Origin of the sequence: Pantoea sp. B_9, from assembly GCF_008632015.1 — a bacterium.
Classification (GTDB): domain Bacteria; phylum Pseudomonadota; class Gammaproteobacteria; order Enterobacterales; family Enterobacteriaceae; genus Pantoea; species Pantoea dispersa.
The window spans coordinates 188955-206453 of record NZ_VWVL01000006.1 but is presented as its reverse complement, the minus strand read 5'-3'; the positions used below and the strand labels follow the sequence as shown (position 1 = coordinate 206453).

The window sequence follows — 17499 nt, the reverse complement described above, 5'->3', positions numbered from 1 at the left end:
TTCTATCCATCCGCACGAAAGGCATCGGCCAGCCACACCAGTTCGCGCCCGGTGATGGCGATGATGTCAAAACGGCAATTCACCGTATCAAAACTGCCGCCGCGTGCCAGCAACCACAGCGCAGCGGTACGCAGCAGCTTTTGTTGTTTCTGGCGCGTCACGCTGGCAGCCGCGCCGCCAAAACGTGCATCGCGCCGATAGCGCACTTCAACAAACACCCAGCAATCCGCGTCGCGCATAATCAGGTCGATTTCCCCGCTGCGGCAGCGCACATTGCTGGCTTCCCACTGCAGTCCGGCGCGCTCAAGGTAGCGACGCGCCTGCTGCTCCTGCTCAGCGCCGAGGCGCTGGCGGTTTACTGCACCGGAACGATTTGTCCCTGACGATACTGGTTCCATGCCAACTTCCTGTTGATCACGCAATCCGTGTCGGCGCTCAGCTTGCCGGTGTTGCCATCAATGGCGAAGCCCGGTACCTGACGCATCTGGTTAAACTGGTTCGCCAGCGTCCAGGCATCAATGCCCATCGCGTAGAGGCGTACCAGCGAATAGTCGTTGTTAAAACTGCGCGCCGCCTGCTGCATCAGGCCTGGATTGGCACCGGACAGCAGCGGAATATCGCTGAACTGCAGGCCATCCATCTCCAGCCGGAAGTCCGGACCGGCACCGGCCTGCGCACTGCGCGAGCTGGCATACAGGGCGATGTTATTGCGGCTGCTGGTGCGCATGGCAATCATCGGCTTAATCAGCTGCAGTTCGTCCTGAGTGGCAATAATGTAAACCGCATCAACGCTGCCGCTGCTGCTGGCGCTCTCAGGTGCCGGAGCGCTGGTCTGCGGTGCCGGAATCGTCAGACCGGCGACCGCCACGCCCTGCGGCTGGTCCGGCTGTACCGTCAATGGCGTGCCGCTCAGTGCAATACCGGCGCCGCTGTTGATGCCCTGTTTCAGCTCGCCCACACCGCCGAAACGCTGTTGCAGCACGGTTGCGCCGCCCAGCTTCTGCCACTCCTGCGCAAACGCTTTGCCCACGCGGTCGCCATAGCTGCTGCGCGGCATCAGCAGCAACGGCTGGCGTTTGCCCTGATCCCAGATATGGTGCGCGGCATCACGCGCTTCGTCTTCAGGAGAAAGCGCAAAATAGCAAATATTCGGATGGTTCTGGATCTGCTCTGGCTCGTTGAGCGCCAGCACGTTCAGCGGTGTCTGGCTGTTGGCGACCTGTTCCACGTTATTTTTCAGCAGCGGACCGACCACCAGGGTGGCACCATCCTGCTGCGCCTGCTGCATCACCTGAGCAATCGGCTGGCTGCTGGTGTCATACACTTTCACCTGGGCGCTGCTGGCAGGCTGCGCGACAGCTGGCTGTGCGGCGGGCTGCTGCGGCTGTACGCTGTCTGACGGCGTGATGGCCGCGGTCGCCGGACTGACTACCGCGTTGGCATCGCCATTGGCAGGCGTTGCCGTGCTGGCGGGCTGCTGCGTGGAGGCGCTGGCATCGCTGCTGGCCGGTGCGGCAGGTGCCGCCGGCGCAGTCAGCACACCGTTTTTCGCATCGTTAAAGCCTTTCTGGATGGCACTGGCGAACACCTGCGCCTGACCATTAAGCGGCAGCAGCAGCGCGATTGTGCTGGTCGAGGCTTTAGTGAAGTTCTGCACCTGGCTGAGCTGGGTCGGCAGGGTTTTCGCGCCGGGGTTTTGCGGATAGCGCGTCTGCCAGTCGCTAATGGCGGCTTTCAGCATCTGGGCATCCTGGCTGTTGGCGTGCCAGGTATTCAGCAGGTCGAGCCAGCCCTGCAGCGTATTTTCGTCGGCGTTGATCACCACGCTGTTGAGCTGATCCTGGGTAAGCTGGGTCAGCGCCTGCCAGGTGGCGTCAATATTGTTCTGGTGATCGGCGCCTTTCAGCAGCGGTTCCTGAGCAATATAGGCGCGCAGCAGCGCGAGCGACGGACGATTTTGCGCAGCAGCAATCTGCAGCGCGTAGTAGCGCACCTGCTGATCCTGCGACAGGTCAGCGGCTTTTATCTGTCCCAGCAGCTGCTGAGCACCGTTGAAATCCTGCCGGGCAATTTGCAGCTGGGCGCGCAGCAGCAGCAGTTCCTGCTGTTGCACGTCAGAGAGCTGCTGTGGCAGCTGACCGAGCTGATTTTGCGCCTGCGGATACTTTCCTTCCTTCAGCAGGGCACGGATGGCAAGTAATTGCCAGTCGGTCTTGCTATCATCGCTGCTTTGCTGCACCTGCTGCAGATAATAGTCAGAGCGGCCCGTGGCAGGACCCTGCACGTTTACGCTTGAAGTTTGCTGCGGTCCCTGGCCGCTACAGGCGGCCAGAATCAGGCCCGCGAGCAAAACAGGGACCAGGCGTCCTGCTTTATGACGTACGACTTTCGAAGGAAGCATACTGTATCCAGTGATGTTTTTTTCAAGATGCTCAATATTAAATCGGCAATTCGGATGAAACAATGAAACAACTCGATCGGGCAGAGATTTCTGCCAGCACGCTCTATATCGTTCCTACCCCGATCGGTAACCTGGGTGATATCACGCAGCGTGCGCTGACGGTGCTTGCGAGCGTCGATCTGGTCGCTGCGGAAGATACACGTCATACCGGGCTGTTGCTACAACATTTCGCCATCAATGCGCGACTGTTCGCACTTCACGACCACAACGAACAGCAGAAGGCCGACGTGCTGTTAGCGAAGCTGCAGGAGGGCCAGAGCATTGCGCTGGTTTCCGATGCGGGCACGCCGTTAATCAACGATCCGGGCTACCATCTGGTGCGTCGTTGCCGCGAGGCCGGGGTGCGTGTGGTGCCGTTGCCCGGTGCCTGCGCGGCGATCACAGCATTGAGCGCGGCGGGATTACCGTCCGATCGTTTCTGTTACGAAGGGTTTCTGCCGGCCAAAAGTAAAGGGCGTTGCGATGCGCTGCGTGCACTGAGTGACGAGCCGCGCACGCTGATTTTCTACGAATCGACCCATCGCGTGCTGGATACGCTACAGGATATGGTCAGCGTATGGGGCGCGGCGCGCTACGTGGTGCTGGCACGAGAGCTGACCAAAACCTGGGAGTCATTGTACGGTGCGCCGGTCGGTGAATTGCTGGCGTGGGTGCAGGCGGATGAGAATCGCCGCAAGGGCGAGATGGTGCTGATTGTCGAAGGCCATAAAGCGGATGAAGAGACGCTGCCGGCAGAGGCGCTGCGCACGCTGGCGCTGCTGCAGGCTGAGCTGCCGCTGAAAAAGGCGGCGGCGCTGACGGCGGAAATTCATGGAGTTAAGAAAAACGCCCTGTACAAGTACGCGCTGGAGCAGCAAGAGGCGTGACAAACGCGGGCGGATCGCCTATTATCCCGCGCCGAAGCTGACCAGACAGTCGCCGCTTTGTCGTCGTCCCTTTCGGGGGAGACGGGCAGAGGGGAGGAAAGTCCGGGCTCCATAGGGCAGGGTGCCAGGTAACGCCTGGGGGGCGCAAGCCTACGACCAGTGCAACAGAGAGCAAACCGCCGATGGCCCAGTAATGGGATCAGGTAAGGGTGAAAGGGTGCGGTAAGAGCGCACCGCGCGGCTGGCAACAGTCCGTGGCACGGTAAACTCCACCCGGAGCAAGGCCAAATAGGGGTTCACATGGTACGGCCCGTACTGAACCCGGGTAGGCTGCTTGAGCCAGTGAGCGATTGCTGGCCTAGATGAATGACTGTCCACGACAGAACCCGGCTTATCGGTCAGTTTCGACTTTTTTAATGAGCGCCCGCAGGTGAGAATCTGCGGGCGTTTTGTTTTTGGGGGTGTGGTGCGTGCTGTCCCTCATCCTAACCTTCTCCCGCAAGCGGGAGAAGGGACCGATTGTGCGTGTGACGAGTTGAGTATTAGGCCTCCAACACCGCACTCAACTATTCCCTCTCCCCGTGGGAGAGGGTTAGGGTGAGGGCAGAAAACCGCACGAAGCCAGATAAAACCACACAAAACCCCCCTTTCCCTGCGTAAAGAAACGCAAATCCGCAAAAATATTCTTTTCTCTGTGCCAGAATAGGCGCGTGTTCAACTACTGAGGACAATTTTTCATCCACACCGGGAAAAGCAACAACGTGGATAAGTTGTAAAATCATGGATAACCATTTCGTTACACTTTACGTATTAACCTCTTCACCCACCTGCGTTTTCTCCTGCTCACTGAGCGATCGGCACTGGCGCTTCGCGCTGTAGTTTTTTCTCTCCTTCCTGGCTTTTTATCTTTTTCAGCTATCACGCTGCTGTTTGCGCGTGGATGGCGTTTATTTCTCACAGGAGAGAAATCATGCTGTACTGGATTTTATTAGCGTTAGCGATTGCTGCCGAAATTACGGGCACCGTGTCAATGAAATGGGCCAGCGTTAATGGCGGCAGCGCCGGCTATATTTTTATGCTGTTGATGATCGCTCTGTCATACATCTTCCTCACCTTTGCCGTTAAACGTATTGCCCTTGGCGTGGCTTATGCCATGTGGGAAGGCGTGGGTATTCTGTTTATCACCCTGTTCAGCGTGATGCTGTTTGACGAGGCGCTGTCGGTGATGAAGGCGGCGGGTTTGATCACGCTGATCGCGGGTATCGCGCTGATCAAAGCGGGGACATTCAGCCGTAAGGAGCTGCGTCATGACCTCGCTTAACGTCGTGCATCTGGCCTGGCTGGCGCTGGCCATCGTGCTGGAAATTGTGGCGAACATCGCGCTGAAATACGCCAACGGCTTCCGTCGTCCGCTGTATGGCGTGGTATCGCTGGTGGCTGTCCTGGCGGCATTTAGCGCCCTGTCGCAGGCAGTGAAGGGGATCGATCTCTCGGTGGCCTACGCCTTGTGGGGCGGTTTCGGTCTGGTGGCTACCGTAGCGGCAGGCTGGATTCTGTTCGGGCAACGCCTGAACACCCGCGGCTGGCTGGGCGTGGCACTGCTGCTGGCCGGGATGGTGTTGATTAAATTTGCCTGAGGCAGCGCGATACTGCCTGCCTTCCTTTCCCAATGGCGGGAGAGAAGGGCAGGCATGCGTAAGCCAGCCGTTAACCGCGGCCGTGCGGCTCATCCCAGTCAAAAGCCGGTCCCAGCGAAATAACGCCGTTCGGATTGATGGTCTTGTGGCTGCAGTAGTAGTGATGGCGGATGTGCGGCAGGTTCACCGTATCGGCAATGCCCGGCATCTGATAAATATCGCGCAGGAAGCCGTTCAGGTTACGGTAATCGCTGATGCGATGACGATCGCACTTAAAGTGGGTCACGTAGACCGGGTCAAAGCGCACCAGCGTGGTCCACAGGCGCAGATCGGCTTCGGTGAGGCGATCGCCGGTCAGATAGCGATGCTGACCCAGAATCTGCTCCAGCCGTGCCAGAGAATGGAACAGCGCGGTTACGGCTTCATCATAGGCCGACTGTGACGTGGCAAATCCGCTTTTGTAGACGCCATTATTGACGGTATTATAAATCCAGCCGTTGAGTTCGTCGATCTTGTCACGCAGCTCGGGCGGGTAGTAATCGCCGGCGCGAGCGCCCTGCGCGTCGAAGGCGCTGTTGAACATACGGATGATATCGGCGGATTCATTACTGACAATCGTGTGCTGCTTTTTATCCCACAACACCGGCACGGTCACGCGCCCGCTGTACTGCGGATCGGCATGCAGATAGAGCTGATAGAGGAATTCGTTTTGATACAGCGAATCGCCGGTCGCGGCGGGGAAGTCATCGTCGAAGGTCCAGCCGTTCTCCAGCATCAGCGGGTGCACCACTGACACCGAAATCATCTCTTCTAACCCCTTCAGCTGACGCATCAGCAGGGTGCGATGCGCCCACGGGCAGGCCAGCGAAACGTATAAATGGTAACGATCGCGCTCGGCGGCAAAGCCGGCTTTCCCGGTTGGCCCGGCGCTGCCGTCTGCTGTGATCCAGTTACGCCAGACTGCTTCTGTGCGTTTGAAGCGGCCACCGGTTGACTTCGTATCGTACCAGGTGTCATGCCAGACACCGTCAATCAGTTGTCCCATAAGCCCTCCATAAAAAAACGGGGCGAGGAAAATCCCCGCCCCTGCTATTCAGTATATGTGCTGTTGCACGGCTTGTGTGCTTAGCGTGCGGTTGCTGGCATAAAGCGCTGACGAATCAGGCGGTCAATGCTGTAGGCGCCCGGACCCACCAGACCCAGCACCAGGAAACCACCGGCGATGGACAGGTTTTTCATGAACATCAGCTGGTTAACGCCTTCCGCAAAGTTACTGTGGAACAGGAACGCGGTCAGCAGCGTGAAGCCGGCGGTGAACAGCGCGGTGAAGCGCGTCAGGAAACCGAACAGAATCGCCAGACCACCGCCCAGTTCCAGCAGAATCACCAGCGGCAGCAGGAAGCCGGGCACGCCCATCGCCTGCATGTACTGTGCGGTGCCCGCATAAGCGGTGATTTTGCCCCAGCCGGCAGTAATAAACAGGATGGTCATTAATACGCGTGCCAGCAGCAGGCCTGAGTCTTCGAATTTTTTCATCATTTACTCCAACAAGGTTTTTGGCGCAGGTTGTTGGCCTGCCGGGTTATTTTCCCGCTAAACCGCGTTAAACAGTTCGTCGGGCTGATGGAGGGAGATGATAGTCGCGCGCAGCAATAGTTGTAAGCGAGATAAACTGTCGATGTTATTCAGGAATTCTGAAGGAGGAAAACCGAACCTTTTCGATCCGGTTTAAAGTGAGGAAGTTAGCGTGGCGGCATCGCCGATTTGATCATGCGCCAGGTGCTCCACAGGCCGAGTCCGCGTTTGGCCCAGCGCATGATGCGGTTGGGGCTGCGGATCGACCAGATGGCGAGCGCGCTGCTGCCAATCGCCAGATAGCGGCGCAGGCTGAGAAACGTCAGCCAGCCGCGATCGTACTGCGCGGTGCTTTCCAGCCAGTCGCGGCGGGCAGCGCTGAGATCCAGCCGCTGCTGCTGTACCTGATTAAGCAATTCATGAATGCGTGCTTCACGTTCACGCTGACTCATGAGCGATGCTCCTCGAGTAAGGTGCGATCGGTGTCCAGCTCTTTGCGCGTATGGCGCAACAGCGTGGACTGCCGGGATTTACGCAACGTCCATAAACCAAAAATCAGCGCCAGCGCAAATAGCACGCCGGTGGTGATGGCAATCGCCATCAGCCGGTACTGCGCATCCACCGCCCAGATAATCAGCACCATCAGGCTCATCAATCCGAAAGCGGTAAACAGCATGGTCAGACCTATCATGATCAGCATTTGGATCAGATTGGCCTTTTCCTCTTCCAGCTCGGCAACGGCCAGCCGCACGCGTGTCTCGACCATGCCAACCAGCGTTGTCACCACGCGCTGACCTACATTGAAGACCCCTTTGCCTGGGCCGTGGCTCTGATTCTCGCTCATATCAACGACGTGAAATCAGGATGCCGATCAGCACGCCGACTGCTGCGCCGATACCCACGCCGTGCCACGGATTTTCACGCACGTAGACGTCCGCTTTTTCCGCCGCTTCACGCGTGGTCTGCGCGATGCGTTCGCCGGATTCGCCCAGCCGCTCGCGTGAACTCTCAATGGCACCGCGTGCTTTGTGACGCAGTTTATCCAGCTCGCTTTTCGACTTGTCAGCCGAGCTGCTCAGCACTTCTTCCAGGGTGTCGGCAAGGTTTTTCAGTTCCGCACGCAGATGTTCAGATGTGGTGTCTTTAGCCATGGTGTTCTCCATTACATCATTTATTTAAGTCCGATTAATAAGGCTCGGCCTGCAGCTTTTTCAGCTCCTGGCGTGCCTCTTCCAGCTTCCGTTCGCGCTTACCAATCTTCTCCTGGTCTTTGCCTTCCTGGCGATCCTGCTGCAGTTCGTGCTCGCGCTCAGCCACTTTATGCTGCTGGGCTTCAATGCGTTCAGCGTGGGCGGATTTCAGTTTCTCGTCAGTGCAGTTGGCGCGGACTTCAGTCAGCGCGCGTTCCAGTCCGGTGACCCGGCGCTGGTTGTCGTGCTGTTTCGCCATCTCAATTTCGCGCTGAATATCCTGCTGTTTTTGCTGACACAGCGATTCCGCTGCCAGCAGTGAACCCGAGAGAGAGAAAAGAATCGCACCCAGCAGTAGTTGTTGTTTCATCAGGTTTTTACCTTCCATTGTTGACGACCTGTCGCAAACCGGACAGGAGGGGCATCCCAGCTTGTCGTCTGCTCGCGCTTACTTAAGAATAGACAGCAGACGAAAAAATTCAAAAAACACGCGGGGATAGCGAGGATTGAGGTGCCGCCGGGCGGTGAACCCGACGGCGGGGATCAGCTATAGGTGGGGCGATTAGCGTCCACCACCTGCTGTGACGCCTGCGGACCCGCTGCCACGACAAAGCCCTGTGGCAGCAGGCGGCGCAGTACTTTCTGCGCGGCCAGGCTCTGCTCTTCATTCTCAAAATGAATAACCAGCGCATCGCCTGCCGAGGTAATGCTTTTAATCCGCACGCCCTGCGCCGAAAGCTGCTGGTAGAGATAAAAGCCGTCCGGCAGATTGGTGCCGCTGTGTGCCACGCGGATCTTCACCACCGTTTCATGCTGCATCAGTTTGGGCACAATGCCGATAGCCAGCAGCGCCAGCACGCCAGCGCACAGCCAGGGGAGTAAACGCCTGGGGAAATTACGCAACCCTGTCATTACTGTGACTTCCCGTTCTGACCCGCCTGACGTTTACGCCACAGCACTACCAGTGAACCCACCAGACCGATGACCAGCAGCACCAGCGGCAGCAGCATCAGGCAGAACATCAGCTCATCTTCATAGCGGCGGAAAATGGGTGTTTTCCCCAGCGCAAAGCCGAGCACGGTAAGAATCAGCACCCACAGGAAGCCGCTCATCCAGTTAAAGAACTGGAAGCGGGCATTGCTCAGGCCAGAGAGGCCGGCAATGGTTGGCAGCAGGGTACGGACAAAAGCGATAAAGCGGCCAATCAGCAGCGCAGACAAGCCGTGGCGATGGAACAGACTGTGGGCGCGCTGATGATACTGCGCGGGCAGATGGGAGAGCCATTTCTGCACCGTCGGCGTATTACCAAGCCAGCGGCCCTGAATGTAACTGACCCAGCAGCCGAGGCTGGCGCCGGTGGTCAGCACCAGCAGGGTGAGCGGGAAGCTCATGGTGCCTTTCGCGATCAGCACGCCGACCAGAATCAGCAGACTATCACCGGGCAGAAACGCGGCGGGCAGCAGGCCATTTTCGAGAAACAGAATCATGAACAACACGCCATAAATCGCCCACACCAGCGTGGGGTCGGAGAGCATTTCGTAATCCTGCTGCCACAGGGCATGCAGCAATGCTTGCAAAATATCCATCAATCATTCCTGAACATCATTGTTAAACGTGCCCGTGAGGGGCTTAGGCGCAGGCGGGTTAAGTTATACATTTTAGGTATGCCACCTGAGCAGGATTTCCGGATCCATCCAGAATTGATTGTTAAATCAGCGACTTTTTATAGCCCTGTCGCAAAGGGTAAGAAAAGGGCGATAACTGTAACAAAAATCGCGGGATTCAGACAGTGTAAAGTCGCGGTCGCACAGGAGTTTTACCTTTTGACGCAGATGGTCAAAAGGAGCTTTACACGAGCTGACACTATTGCAGATTAACTGACTTTTTAGCCTGAAAATGCAGCGTTTCTGCCATTGCGGCTTCAGGGCAGGATCACCGGATTTTCTGCGAACATGTAGCGGTCGACGTTGAATTCGAAATCATCGGCGGTGGCGTCGAACAGCATCTGTTTAGTATTTTCCAGATGCTGCCACATCGCCAGTTTGCTGGCGGCGGGATCTTTGCGCATTAGCGCTTTTAAAATCTGATCGTGATCGTCGCACCAACTGGTGATATGGCGTGCGTCAATGTGCTCGTGCAGCTTGAGCCAGTAAGGATTATGCAGCCGGTGCCGCCACATTTTCTCTACGATAGCAGCCAGCGCGCTGTTTTGGGTGGCCTGCGCAATGCGCACGTGAAACTCCATATCCCATGTCGAATCGCGCGCGTGATCTTCCTGCCGGGCTTTTTCCTGAATCGCCAGCAGCGCCACGATGTCCTGTGGACGGATCTGCGTGGCGGCAAATTCGGCGACATTGCTCTCAATCAGCTGGCGCGCCTGCAGCAGTTCAAAGGGGCCATAGCTGGCAAACTCCAGCTGATCGGCGGCGCTGTCGCGCGGTTGTGGCTGGTCGCTGATCACATGAATGCCGGACCCTTTGCGCACCTCGACGTAGCCTTCCACCTCCAGCATGATGATCGCTTCCCGCACCACGGTGCGGCTCACCTGGTGCGCCTCCGCAATCATCCGCTCTGCCGGTAACTTTGCCCCCACGGCATAACTGCCCGCTTCGATGCGCTGCTTGAGTTCGCTGGCGAGTTGCTGGTAGAGGCGGCGGGATTCGTTCAGGTCCATGATTTTTCGGTTCTGTGAAAGACGGTAAGTTGTTATACCACTTACCCTGCGATGTCGCAAAGCGCTGAAGCTGTTATACCATCTGGTAAGTTAAGAACCTGTGCGCCTGCTCAGGTTTTATCTTTAATTAATAGAATATACATATATTTAAGTTGATGGAAATAAGCGGCACGCCGGCTTTCGCCGTAGGGCAATGATGGATAATGTGACGCAGTTGGCAAACAAATCTCCCTGTCGCTGAAATTGGTATGATAACTTTTGCGCATTAGCTGACCGATTTCATCTTCAAGGAAGCGACATGTTGCGACTCAACCGCCGCGATTTCCCCGGCGCACGCTATAGCGAACGCGTGATCCAGTTCGGCGAAGGCAACTTTTTGCGTGCCTTTATCGACTGGCAGCTCGACTGGCTCAATGAACATCAGGGCACCGATGCCGGCGTGGTGGTGGTGCGACCGCGCAACCGGATGCAGACGGAGACGCTCAATCAGCAGGATGGCCTCTACACCACGCTGCTGCGCGGCCTGAATGAAGCGGGGCAACCGCTCAGTGAAACCCGGCTGATCCGCAGCCTTAATCGTGAAATCCAGCCTTATCAGCAGTTCGATGAATTCCTGGCTCTGGCACGCGCGCCGCAGATGCGTTTTGTGTTCTCCAACACCACCGAGGCCGGCATCGCGTATGCCGAACAGGATCGGCTGGAGGATCAACCCGCGTCGTCGTTTCCCGGCAAACTGACGCAGCTTTTGTGGGCGCGTTATCAGCACTTTGCCGGTGCCGCCGATAAAGGCTGGCTGATCGTGCCGTGTGAGCTGATCGACCATAACGGCGATACGCTGCGCGCGTTAGTGCTGCGTTACTGCCAGCAGTGGCGGCTGCCAGCGGCCTTTATGCAGTGGGTGACGCAGCACTGCGCCTTTTACAACACGCTGGTGGATCGCATTGTCAGCGGCTATCCGCCGGATGGCGCACAGATTGCAGCCCAACTGGGCTATGACGACCGCTATCTGGTGGCCGGGGAGCGCTATTACCAGCTGGTGCTTCAGGGACCGAATGCGCTGATGCATGAGCTGCAGCTGACGGCGCTGGCGCCTGCCGTCAGGCGGGTGGATGACATCACGCCGTACAAAGCGCAGAAGGTGGCGATCCTCAACGGGGCGCATACTGCGCTGGTGCCGGTGGCGTTTCAGGCCGGGCTGGCGAGCGTGGGTGAGGCCATGAACGATGCGCAGCTGGCCGCTTTTGTCGATGCGCTGCTGCGCGAAGAGGTGATTCCGACGCTGGATTTGCCGCGCGCCGAGCTGCACGCCTTTGCCGATGCGGTGCAGCGCCGCTTTCGCAATCCGTTTATTCACCATGCGCTGCTGGCGATTGCGCTCAACGGCATGACCAAATTCCGCACGCGCCTGCTGCCGGCGCTGTTGCAGGCGCAGCAGCAGGGTGGCGACTGGCCGCCGCGCCTCATCTTTGCCTTTGCCGCGCTGCTGGCGTTTTATCGCGGCCAGCAGGATGACCGGCAGTGGCCACTGCAGGATGACGCGTACTGGCTGCAGCGTTTTGCCCGACTGTGGCCGGCGGTCCTCACCGATCAACTCACCCCGCAGCAGCTGGTGAGCGACGTACTGAGCGACGCGCAGCACTGGGGCGAAGATTTAACCCAGCGGCCCGGTCTGGTTACGGCGGTCAGCCAGCAGCTGCACAACATTCTCGTCCACGGCATGCGGACGGCCCTTAGCCAACTGAGATAACGCGATGCAACAGGCAATCAAAATACATTCACGCGACAACGTCGCCGTCGCGCTGCAGGATCTGGCGGCCGGCACCCAGGTTATCGTCGCAGAACAGCGGATTACGCTGCAGCAGGATATCGGGCGCGGCCACAAGTTTGCGCTGCAACCGCTCAACAGTGGCGAGCAGGTGATTAAGTATGGGTTGCCGATTGCCCATGCCACTCAGCCGATCGCCGTCGGCGAGCTGATTCACTCCAGCAACGCGCGCACCAATCTGAGCGATGTCGATGACTATCACTATCAGCCGGAACACCTTACGCTGCCACCGCAGGCGGCGGATCGTGAGGTACAGATCTATCGTCGCGCCACGGGTGAGGTTGGCATTCGTAACGAGCTGTGGATTTTGCCGACCGTCGGCTGCGTGAACGGCATCGCCCGGCAGATTGTGTCACGCTTCCTCCGGGAGAGTGACGACGCGGCCGGCATCGACGGCGTGCACCTGTTCAGCCATCCCTTCGGCTGTTCACAGCTGGGGCAGGATCACGAAAATACCCGCACCATGCTGCAAAATATGGTGCGTCATCCCAATGCCGGCGCGGTGCTGGTGATTGGACTCGGCTGCGAAAACAATCAGGTCGATATCTTTCGCGACACGCTGGGCGGCTTTGACAGCGAACGTGTGCAGTTTATGGAGTGTCAGCAGCAGGATGATGAAGTGGAAGCCGGCCTGCAGCGGTTGCATGCGCTGTACAACGTGATGCGTCACGACCGTCGCCAGCCGGGCAAACTGAGCGAGCTGAAGTTTGGTCTCGAATGCGGTGGCTCGGACGGCTTTTCCGGCATCACCGCCAATCCGCTGCTCGGCTGTTTCTCTGACCAGATGATCGCCAACGGCGGCACCACGGTGCTGACCGAAGTGCCGGAGATGTTTGGTGCCGAGCGCATCCTGATGAGCCGCTGCCGTGATGCGGCGATTTTCGACAAAACGGTGGCGATGATTAACGACTTCAAGCGCTACTTTATCGATCATCAGCAGCCGATTTATGAAAATCCATCGCCGGGCAACAAGGCGGGCGGCATCACCACGCTGGAGGAGAAGTCGCTGGGCTGTACGCAAAAAGCCGGGCAGAGTCAGGTGGTGGATGTGCTGAAATACGGTGAGCGGCTGCGCACGCCGGGGCTCAATTTGCTCAGCGCGCCCGGTAACGATGCGGTCGCCACCAGCGCGCTGGCCGGAGCCGGCTGCCATATGGTGCTGTTTACCACCGGACGCGGCACGCCGTATGGCGGCTTTGTGCCCACCGTGAAAATCGCCACCAATACGCCGCTGGCGGAGAAAAAGCCGCACTGGATTGATTTCAATGCCGGACGACTGCTGGAGGGTACCAGCATGGAGACGCTGCTGGCGGAGTTTGTTGAGACTATTGTGGCGATTGCGAACGGCCAGCCGGCGCGCAATGAAGCTAATGATTTCCGCGAGCTGGCAATCTTTAAGAGTGGCGTGACGCTTTAAAGCGGCAGCGGTTAAAGCGCGGCACCGGTGGGTGCCGCGGCACGGGTTAACCGGCGGTACGCGGCTGACGTTCCGCTTCTGCCTGACATACGGCGGCGGTAAACAGAATGTCGGTCGAGGAGTTGAGTGCGGTTTCGGCGGAATCCTGCAGTACGCCGATGATAAAACCGACCGCAACCACCTGCATCGCCAGATCGTTAGGAATGCCAAACATGTTGCAGGCAACCGGAATCAGCAGCAGTGAACCGCCCGCCACGCCGGACGCGCCACAGGCACACAGCGAGGCGACAAGGCTCAGCAGAATAGCGGTGGGCACGTCCACGGCAATACCCAGCGTGTGCACCGCAGCCAGCGTCAGTACGGTAATGGTGATTGACGCGCCCGCCATGCTGATGGTCGCGCCGAGCGGAATCGATACCGAATAAGTGTCTTCATCCAGATTCAGGCGTTTGGCCAGCGCCATGTTGACCGGAATATTCGCGGCCGAGCTGCGGGTAAAGAACGCCGTTACGCCGCTTTCGCGCAGGCAGGTAAACACCAGCGGATAAGGATTGCGACGGATTTTCTGAAATACCAGCATCGGGTTGACCACCAGCGCCATAATCAGCATGCAGCCAATCAGCAACGTCAGCAGGTGGGCATATTGCCACAGCGCGCCGAAGCCGGTTGAGGCCAGAATCGATGCCACCAGGCCAAAAATGCCCAGCGGCGCGCAGCGAATCACACAGCGCACCACCCAGGTCGCGGCATTCGACGCGTCATTCAGGAAGGCTTTACTGCTCGGGCTGGCATGACGAAACGCCAGGCCAAGACCAATCGCCCACACCAGAATGCCAATGTAGTTGGCGTTCATCAGCGCTTCAATCGGATTAGCGACCATGCTCATCAGCAGGCCTTGCAGCACTTCGGTGATGCCGGACGGCGGGGTAATTTCGGTCGCGCCGACGTCCATCGACAGCGTCTGCGGGAACAAATGGCTGAAAATCACCGCGACCACCGCCGCGAAGAAGGTACTGAGCAGGTACAGCATGATGATCGGGCGAATATTGGTTTTTTGCCCCTGCTGATGGTTGGCAATGGAAGAGATCACCAGCACCAGTACCAGCAGCGGTGCCACGGCTTTCAGCGCGCGCACGAACAGTTCACCCAGCAGGCCCACGGCCAGCGCGGCATCGCGTGAAAGCCACGCCAGCGCCACGCCGGCAATCAGGCCGATCATGATTTGTTTTACCAGGCTTCCTGAGAACAGCGCACCCAGCGGTCGAAGAAGATTATTTAGCATATTACGGTCTTTTTATCGCGGTATGAGTGTTGTGCGCGGTTGCTCCGCGCCAAACGGTTTGCCCGGCGGAGTATAAGGAAAAGAGCTGACGAGAAAAGAGATAATTCTGCCGGTGCGCGCCAGATCGGTTTTTTGATCTGCTGATGACAGGAAGTGTGACAGAGATATGAAACGCGAAGGTTGGCGCTGGCGAAACAAAGCAGGGGCGATTAGCGCCCCTGCAGAAGATTATCGTGAGATGCCTTTCTGGTCGTTTCTGTGGTTTACCCAGGCGTTAATTAGCAGCGTACCGCCGAGAATTACGCCGACCACCGTCAGCGAGATCGCCACCGGAATGTGATAGAACTCGACGATCAGCATCTTGATACCGATAAACACCAGCACGATCGCCAGACCGTACTTCAGCATCGAGAAGCGATCTGCCACGTTGGCCAGCAGGAAGTACATAGCGCGCAGGCCAAGGATGGCGAACAGGTTAGAGGTCAGCACGATGAACGGGTCGGTAGTGACGGCAAAAATAGCCGGAATACTGTCGACAGCGAAAATTACATCGCTCAGCTCCACCATAATCAGCACCAGCAGCAGCGGTGTGGCAAACAGCACGCCGTTTTTGCGGGTGAAGAACTTTTCGCCATGCAGTTCATCGGCCATGCGCAGATGCTTACGCAGCCAGCGCACCACCGGCTTATCGCCGACGGCAGCGTCATCGCCCTCTTTAGCGAAGGCCATTTTGATGCCGGTGAACAGCAGGAATGCGCCGAAGATGTAGAGGATCCAGCTGAACTGTGTGACCAGCCAGCTGCCGGCAAAGATCATGATGGTACGCAGCACAATCGCGCCCAGCACGCCGTAAATCAGCACGCGGCGCTGAAGATTAGACGGAATGGCGAAGTAGCTGAACAGCATCAGCCAGACGAAGACGTTATCGACCGCCAGCGCTTTTTCCAGTACGTAACCCGTCAGGAAAGCCAGGGTTTGCGCGGTTGCCACTTCGCGCCCGGCGCTGCCGTCGAGATACCACCAGAACGCGGCGGCAAACAGCAGAGAAACGGAGATCCATACCAGCGACCAGACGGCAGCCTGTTTGAATGACATGGTTTGTGCGCCGCGTCGTCCCTGTAAGAAGAGATCGATCGCCAGCATGATGAGCACGACGACAGCGAAGCTGCCCCAGAGTAACGGTGTGCCTACAGAGTGCATAGTCGTATCCTGTCCTGAAAATGAAAAAACGGCTGAGTCAGAAGACGTCAGCCGCTTTATAGAGCTGCAAGCAAACCTCGCCTTCCGGCAAGGTCTCACTTACAACACAGAATCAATTCCGGGTTGCCTGACGACCGGATGCGCTACGCATCGTAATGACGATCGGTCAGCTTACAAGTTACTCCCCTTTGCTGCGGCCAACATACGTGCAACCGCGAGCAGATTCAATGGGGGAACTGTAATATTTTGCAATATTTACACTTCTTTCCGATCCGCCGGAAACACCACGCCGGTCTGGCGACGAATCTCTGTCAGCAACCGGGCGGTAATGCGTGACACCTCCAGCGCAGGGTGCTCCACCTGGCGCGTTTCCACCAGCCGGGCAAAGGTCTCTGCTTCATACAGCATAGTATTGATGTGCTGTGGCTGCGTCAGGTTCTGGCTCTCGCCGCCGCGCGGAATCAGGCGCAGCTGCTGGCACTCGGAAATTTTCTCTATCACCAGCGAGCCGGCTTCGCCCTGGATTTCGCTGGGAATCAGGGAATCACTGACTTTCGAGTGCAGCAGCGTGACGTCGAAATCGCCGTAGTCCAGCACTACCACGCCGTGCGCATCGACGCCGCTTGCCAGCAGCGAGGCCTCAGCTTTCACCTGCTGCGGTGCGCCCCACAGGGTAACGGCAGCCGCGAGACAGTAGTAGCCAATATCCATGATCGAACCGTTGGACCAGCGCGGGTTAAAGGTATTCGGGTTCTCACCGTCGAGATAGCGCTGATAGCGTGACGAGTACTGACAGTAGTTGAACAGCGCTTTGCGCAGCGTGCCCAGCTGCGGCAGCGCCTGTTGCAGGCGCAGGAACGTCGGCAGACTGGCGGTTTTGAACGCCTCAAACAGCACCACCTGATGCTGACGCGCACAGGCAATCATCGCCTCAGCTTCACGCAGGTTAGAGGCCAGCGGTTTTTCGCAGATGACGTGTTTGCCGTGCGACATGAACAGCAGTGCCTGCTCACAGTGCAGCGCATTGGGGCTGGCGATATACACCGCGTCGATTTCCGCACTTGCCGCCAGCGCCTCCAGTGAGGTAAAGGTCAGCGGACAGGGATAATCCGCGACAAAGGCGTCGGCCTGCTGCTGACTGCGTGAATAGACGGCGCTCAGTTTCATTTTGCCGCTCTCGTGCGCGGCGTCGATAAACTGGCGGGTGATCCAGTTGGTTCCCACAATGGCAAAACGTATCACGGCTGGCTCTCCTGCACTCTGAAAGCGGCAGAGTAGCATGTTCCCTGGCGGCGCAGGCAGGCGAAATTTGATCCTGCGATCCGCATTCCAATATGATGATGCTAAACCCTTTTTTAACCGACATGCGGGG

At 58.0% G+C, this 17499-nt stretch carries 19 protein-coding genes and 1 other RNA gene; 6 read left to right on the top strand and 14 right to left on the bottom strand.

Annotated elements, in window-relative coordinates:
* Nucleotides 1-2: 2 nt before the first annotated feature.
* Entirely contained in the window at nt 3-398 is a 396-nt protein-coding gene (locus F3I21_RS17965) for a YraN family protein (protein WP_021509715.1), read from the bottom strand.
* Complete coding sequence (locus F3I21_RS17960; RefSeq protein ID WP_150059475.1) at nt 356-2401, bottom strand: penicillin-binding protein activator; 2046 nt, start codon at nt 2399-2401, stop codon at nt 356-358. Before F3I21_RS17960 ends, F3I21_RS17965 begins: the two co-directional genes overlap by 43 nt.
* A 62-nt stretch (nt 2402-2463) precedes the next feature.
* Here F3I21_RS17960 and rsmI point away from each other — a divergent pair, with 62 nt between their 5' ends.
* The 4 genes from rsmI (at nt 2464) to mdtI (ending at nt 4964) form a co-directional block, all read left to right on the top strand.
* Entirely contained in the window at nt 2464-3327 is an 864-nt protein-coding gene (rsmI, locus tag F3I21_RS17955) for a 16S rRNA (cytidine(1402)-2'-O)-methyltransferase (RefSeq protein WP_058759850.1), read from the top strand.
* A 33-nt stretch (nt 3328-3360) separates the two neighbouring features.
* An RNA gene (gene rnpB, locus F3I21_RS17950) (RNase P RNA component class A) lies at nt 3361-3737 on the top strand.
* 557 nt (nt 3738-4294) lie between these two features.
* Complete coding sequence (gene mdtJ / locus F3I21_RS17945; RefSeq protein ID WP_223815719.1) at nt 4295-4648, top strand: multidrug/spermidine efflux SMR transporter subunit MdtJ; 354 nt, start codon at nt 4295-4297, stop codon at nt 4646-4648.
* On the top strand, nt 4635-4964 hold the full coding sequence (gene mdtI / locus F3I21_RS17940; RefSeq protein ID WP_150059473.1) for a multidrug/spermidine efflux SMR transporter subunit MdtI: 330 nt from the start codon (nt 4635-4637) through the stop codon (nt 4962-4964). Before mdtJ ends, mdtI begins: the two co-directional genes overlap by 14 nt.
* Nucleotides 4965-5034: 70 nt before the next feature.
* Here mdtI and F3I21_RS17935 read toward each other — a convergent pair whose 3' ends face one another.
* The 9 genes from F3I21_RS17935 to exuR all read right to left on the bottom strand — a co-directional run bounded on the left by F3I21_RS17935 (nt 5035) and on the right by exuR (nt 10403).
* Nucleotides 5035-6009: a glutathione S-transferase family protein gene (locus F3I21_RS17935; RefSeq protein WP_150059472.1), complete on the bottom strand. Its 975-nt coding sequence runs from the start codon at nt 6007-6009 to the stop codon at nt 5035-5037.
* 80 nt (nt 6010-6089) lie between these two features.
* Nucleotides 6090-6500 carry a DoxX family protein gene (locus F3I21_RS17930; RefSeq protein ID WP_010618799.1) on the bottom strand — a complete coding sequence of 137 codons (411 nt, stop codon included), beginning with the start codon at nt 6498-6500 and terminating at the stop codon, nt 6090-6092.
* A gap of 206 nt (nt 6501-6706) precedes the next feature.
* On the bottom strand, nt 6707-6991 hold the full coding sequence (locus tag F3I21_RS17925) for a YqjK-like family protein (RefSeq protein WP_010618800.1): 285 nt from the start codon (nt 6989-6991) through the stop codon (nt 6707-6709).
* Complete coding sequence (locus tag F3I21_RS17920; protein WP_021312955.1) at nt 6988-7383, bottom strand: phage holin family protein; 396 nt, start codon at nt 7381-7383, stop codon at nt 6988-6990. Before F3I21_RS17920 ends, F3I21_RS17925 begins: the two co-directional genes overlap by 4 nt.
* 1 nt (nt 7384) lies before the next feature.
* Nucleotides 7385-7690, bottom strand: coding sequence for a YqjD family protein (locus F3I21_RS17915; protein ID WP_021509708.1), 306 nt, complete (start codon nt 7688-7690; stop codon nt 7385-7387).
* 34 nt (nt 7691-7724) lie between these two features.
* Nucleotides 7725-8099, bottom strand: coding sequence for a DUF1090 domain-containing protein (locus F3I21_RS17910; RefSeq protein ID WP_031280146.1), 375 nt, complete (start codon nt 8097-8099; stop codon nt 7725-7727).
* Nucleotides 8100-8272: 173 nt separating this feature from the next.
* A complete protein-coding gene (gene mzrA / locus F3I21_RS17905; RefSeq protein WP_031280145.1) occupies nt 8273-8641 on the bottom strand; it encodes an EnvZ/OmpR regulon moderator MzrA in 369 nt (122 codons plus the stop codon).
* Entirely contained in the window at nt 8641-9315 is a 675-nt protein-coding gene (locus F3I21_RS17900) for a DedA family protein (RefSeq protein WP_021509705.1), read from the bottom strand. Before F3I21_RS17900 ends, mzrA begins: the two co-directional genes overlap by 1 nt.
* 335 nt (nt 9316-9650) lie before the next feature.
* Nucleotides 9651-10403, bottom strand: a complete 753-nt coding sequence (exuR, locus tag F3I21_RS17895; protein WP_058759846.1) for a transcriptional regulator ExuR — start codon at nt 10401-10403, stop codon at nt 9651-9653.
* 298 nt (nt 10404-10701) lie between these two features.
* Between exuR and F3I21_RS17890 the strand changes: the two genes are divergently transcribed.
* Together F3I21_RS17890 and F3I21_RS17885 are read left to right on the top strand one after the other, a co-directional pair.
* Nucleotides 10702-12150: a tagaturonate reductase gene (locus tag F3I21_RS17890; RefSeq protein WP_150059471.1), complete on the top strand. Its 1449-nt coding sequence runs from the start codon at nt 10702-10704 to the stop codon at nt 12148-12150.
* Between the two features lie 4 nt (nt 12151-12154).
* A complete protein-coding gene (locus F3I21_RS17885) occupies nt 12155-13645 on the top strand; it encodes a UxaA family hydrolase (RefSeq protein WP_150059470.1) in 1491 nt (496 codons plus the stop codon).
* Nucleotides 13646-13691: 46 nt separating this feature from the next.
* Here F3I21_RS17885 and sstT read toward each other — a convergent pair whose 3' ends face one another.
* The 3 genes from sstT to F3I21_RS17870 form a co-directional block, all read right to left on the bottom strand.
* Nucleotides 13692-14927, bottom strand: a complete 1236-nt coding sequence (gene sstT, locus F3I21_RS17880; RefSeq protein ID WP_150059469.1) for a serine/threonine transporter SstT — start codon at nt 14925-14927, stop codon at nt 13692-13694.
* Nucleotides 14928-15155: 228 nt separating this feature from the next.
* The gene (locus F3I21_RS17875) at nt 15156-16127 is read right to left on the bottom strand and encodes a TerC family protein (protein WP_150059468.1); all 972 of its coding nucleotides are present in this window, start codon (nt 16125-16127) and stop codon (nt 15156-15158) included.
* A gap of 255 nt (nt 16128-16382) precedes the next feature.
* Nucleotides 16383-17369 (bottom strand): Gfo/Idh/MocA family protein, encoded by a 987-nt coding sequence (locus tag F3I21_RS17870; protein WP_058776398.1) that lies wholly within the window; start codon nt 17367-17369, stop codon nt 16383-16385.
* Nucleotides 17370-17499 lie beyond the last annotated feature (130 nt).

Bases quoted from the DNA above. Each gene is read 5' to 3' on its own strand.
- F3I21_RS17965 (WP_021509715.1), bottom strand. From the start codon at position 398: ATGGAACCAGTATCGTCAGGGACAAATCGTTCCGGTGCAGTAAACCGC.
- F3I21_RS17960 (WP_150059475.1), bottom strand. From the start codon at position 2,401: ATGCTTCCTTCGAAAGTCGTACGTCATAAAGCAGGACGCCTGGTCCCT.
- rsmI (WP_058759850.1), top strand. From the start codon at position 2,464: ATGAAACAACTCGATCGGGCAGAGATTTCTGCCAGCACGCTCTATATC.
- mdtI (WP_150059473.1), top strand. From the start codon at position 4,635: ATGACCTCGCTTAACGTCGTGCATCTGGCCTGGCTGGCGCTGGCCATC.
- F3I21_RS17935 (WP_150059472.1), bottom strand. From the start codon at position 6,009: ATGGGACAACTGATTGACGGTGTCTGGCATGACACCTGGTACGATACG.
- F3I21_RS17930 (WP_010618799.1), bottom strand. From the start codon at position 6,500: ATGAAAAAATTCGAAGACTCAGGCCTGCTGCTGGCACGCGTATTAATG.
- F3I21_RS17925 (WP_010618800.1), bottom strand. From the start codon at position 6,991: ATGAGTCAGCGTGAACGTGAAGCACGCATTCATGAATTGCTTAATCAG.
- F3I21_RS17920 (WP_021312955.1), bottom strand. From the start codon at position 7,383: ATGAGCGAGAATCAGAGCCACGGCCCAGGCAAAGGGGTCTTCAATGTA.
- F3I21_RS17915 (WP_021509708.1), bottom strand. From the start codon at position 7,690: ATGGCTAAAGACACCACATCTGAACATCTGCGTGCGGAACTGAAAAAC.
- F3I21_RS17910 (WP_031280146.1), bottom strand. From the start codon at position 8,099: ATGAAACAACAACTACTGCTGGGTGCGATTCTTTTCTCTCTCTCGGGT.
- mzrA (WP_031280145.1), bottom strand. From the start codon at position 8,641: ATGACAGGGTTGCGTAATTTCCCCAGGCGTTTACTCCCCTGGCTGTGC.
- F3I21_RS17900 (WP_021509705.1), bottom strand. From the start codon at position 9,315: ATGGATATTTTGCAAGCATTGCTGCATGCCCTGTGGCAGCAGGATTAC.
- exuR (WP_058759846.1), bottom strand. From the start codon at position 10,403: ATGGACCTGAACGAATCCCGCCGCCTCTACCAGCAACTCGCCAGCGAA.
- F3I21_RS17890 (WP_150059471.1), top strand. From the start codon at position 10,702: ATGTTGCGACTCAACCGCCGCGATTTCCCCGGCGCACGCTATAGCGAA.
- F3I21_RS17885 (WP_150059470.1), top strand. From the start codon at position 12,155: ATGCAACAGGCAATCAAAATACATTCACGCGACAACGTCGCCGTCGCG.
- sstT (WP_150059469.1), bottom strand. From the start codon at position 14,927: ATGCTAAATAATCTTCTTCGACCGCTGGGTGCGCTGTTCTCAGGAAGC.
- F3I21_RS17875 (WP_150059468.1), bottom strand. From the start codon at position 16,127: ATGCACTCTGTAGGCACACCGTTACTCTGGGGCAGCTTCGCTGTCGTC.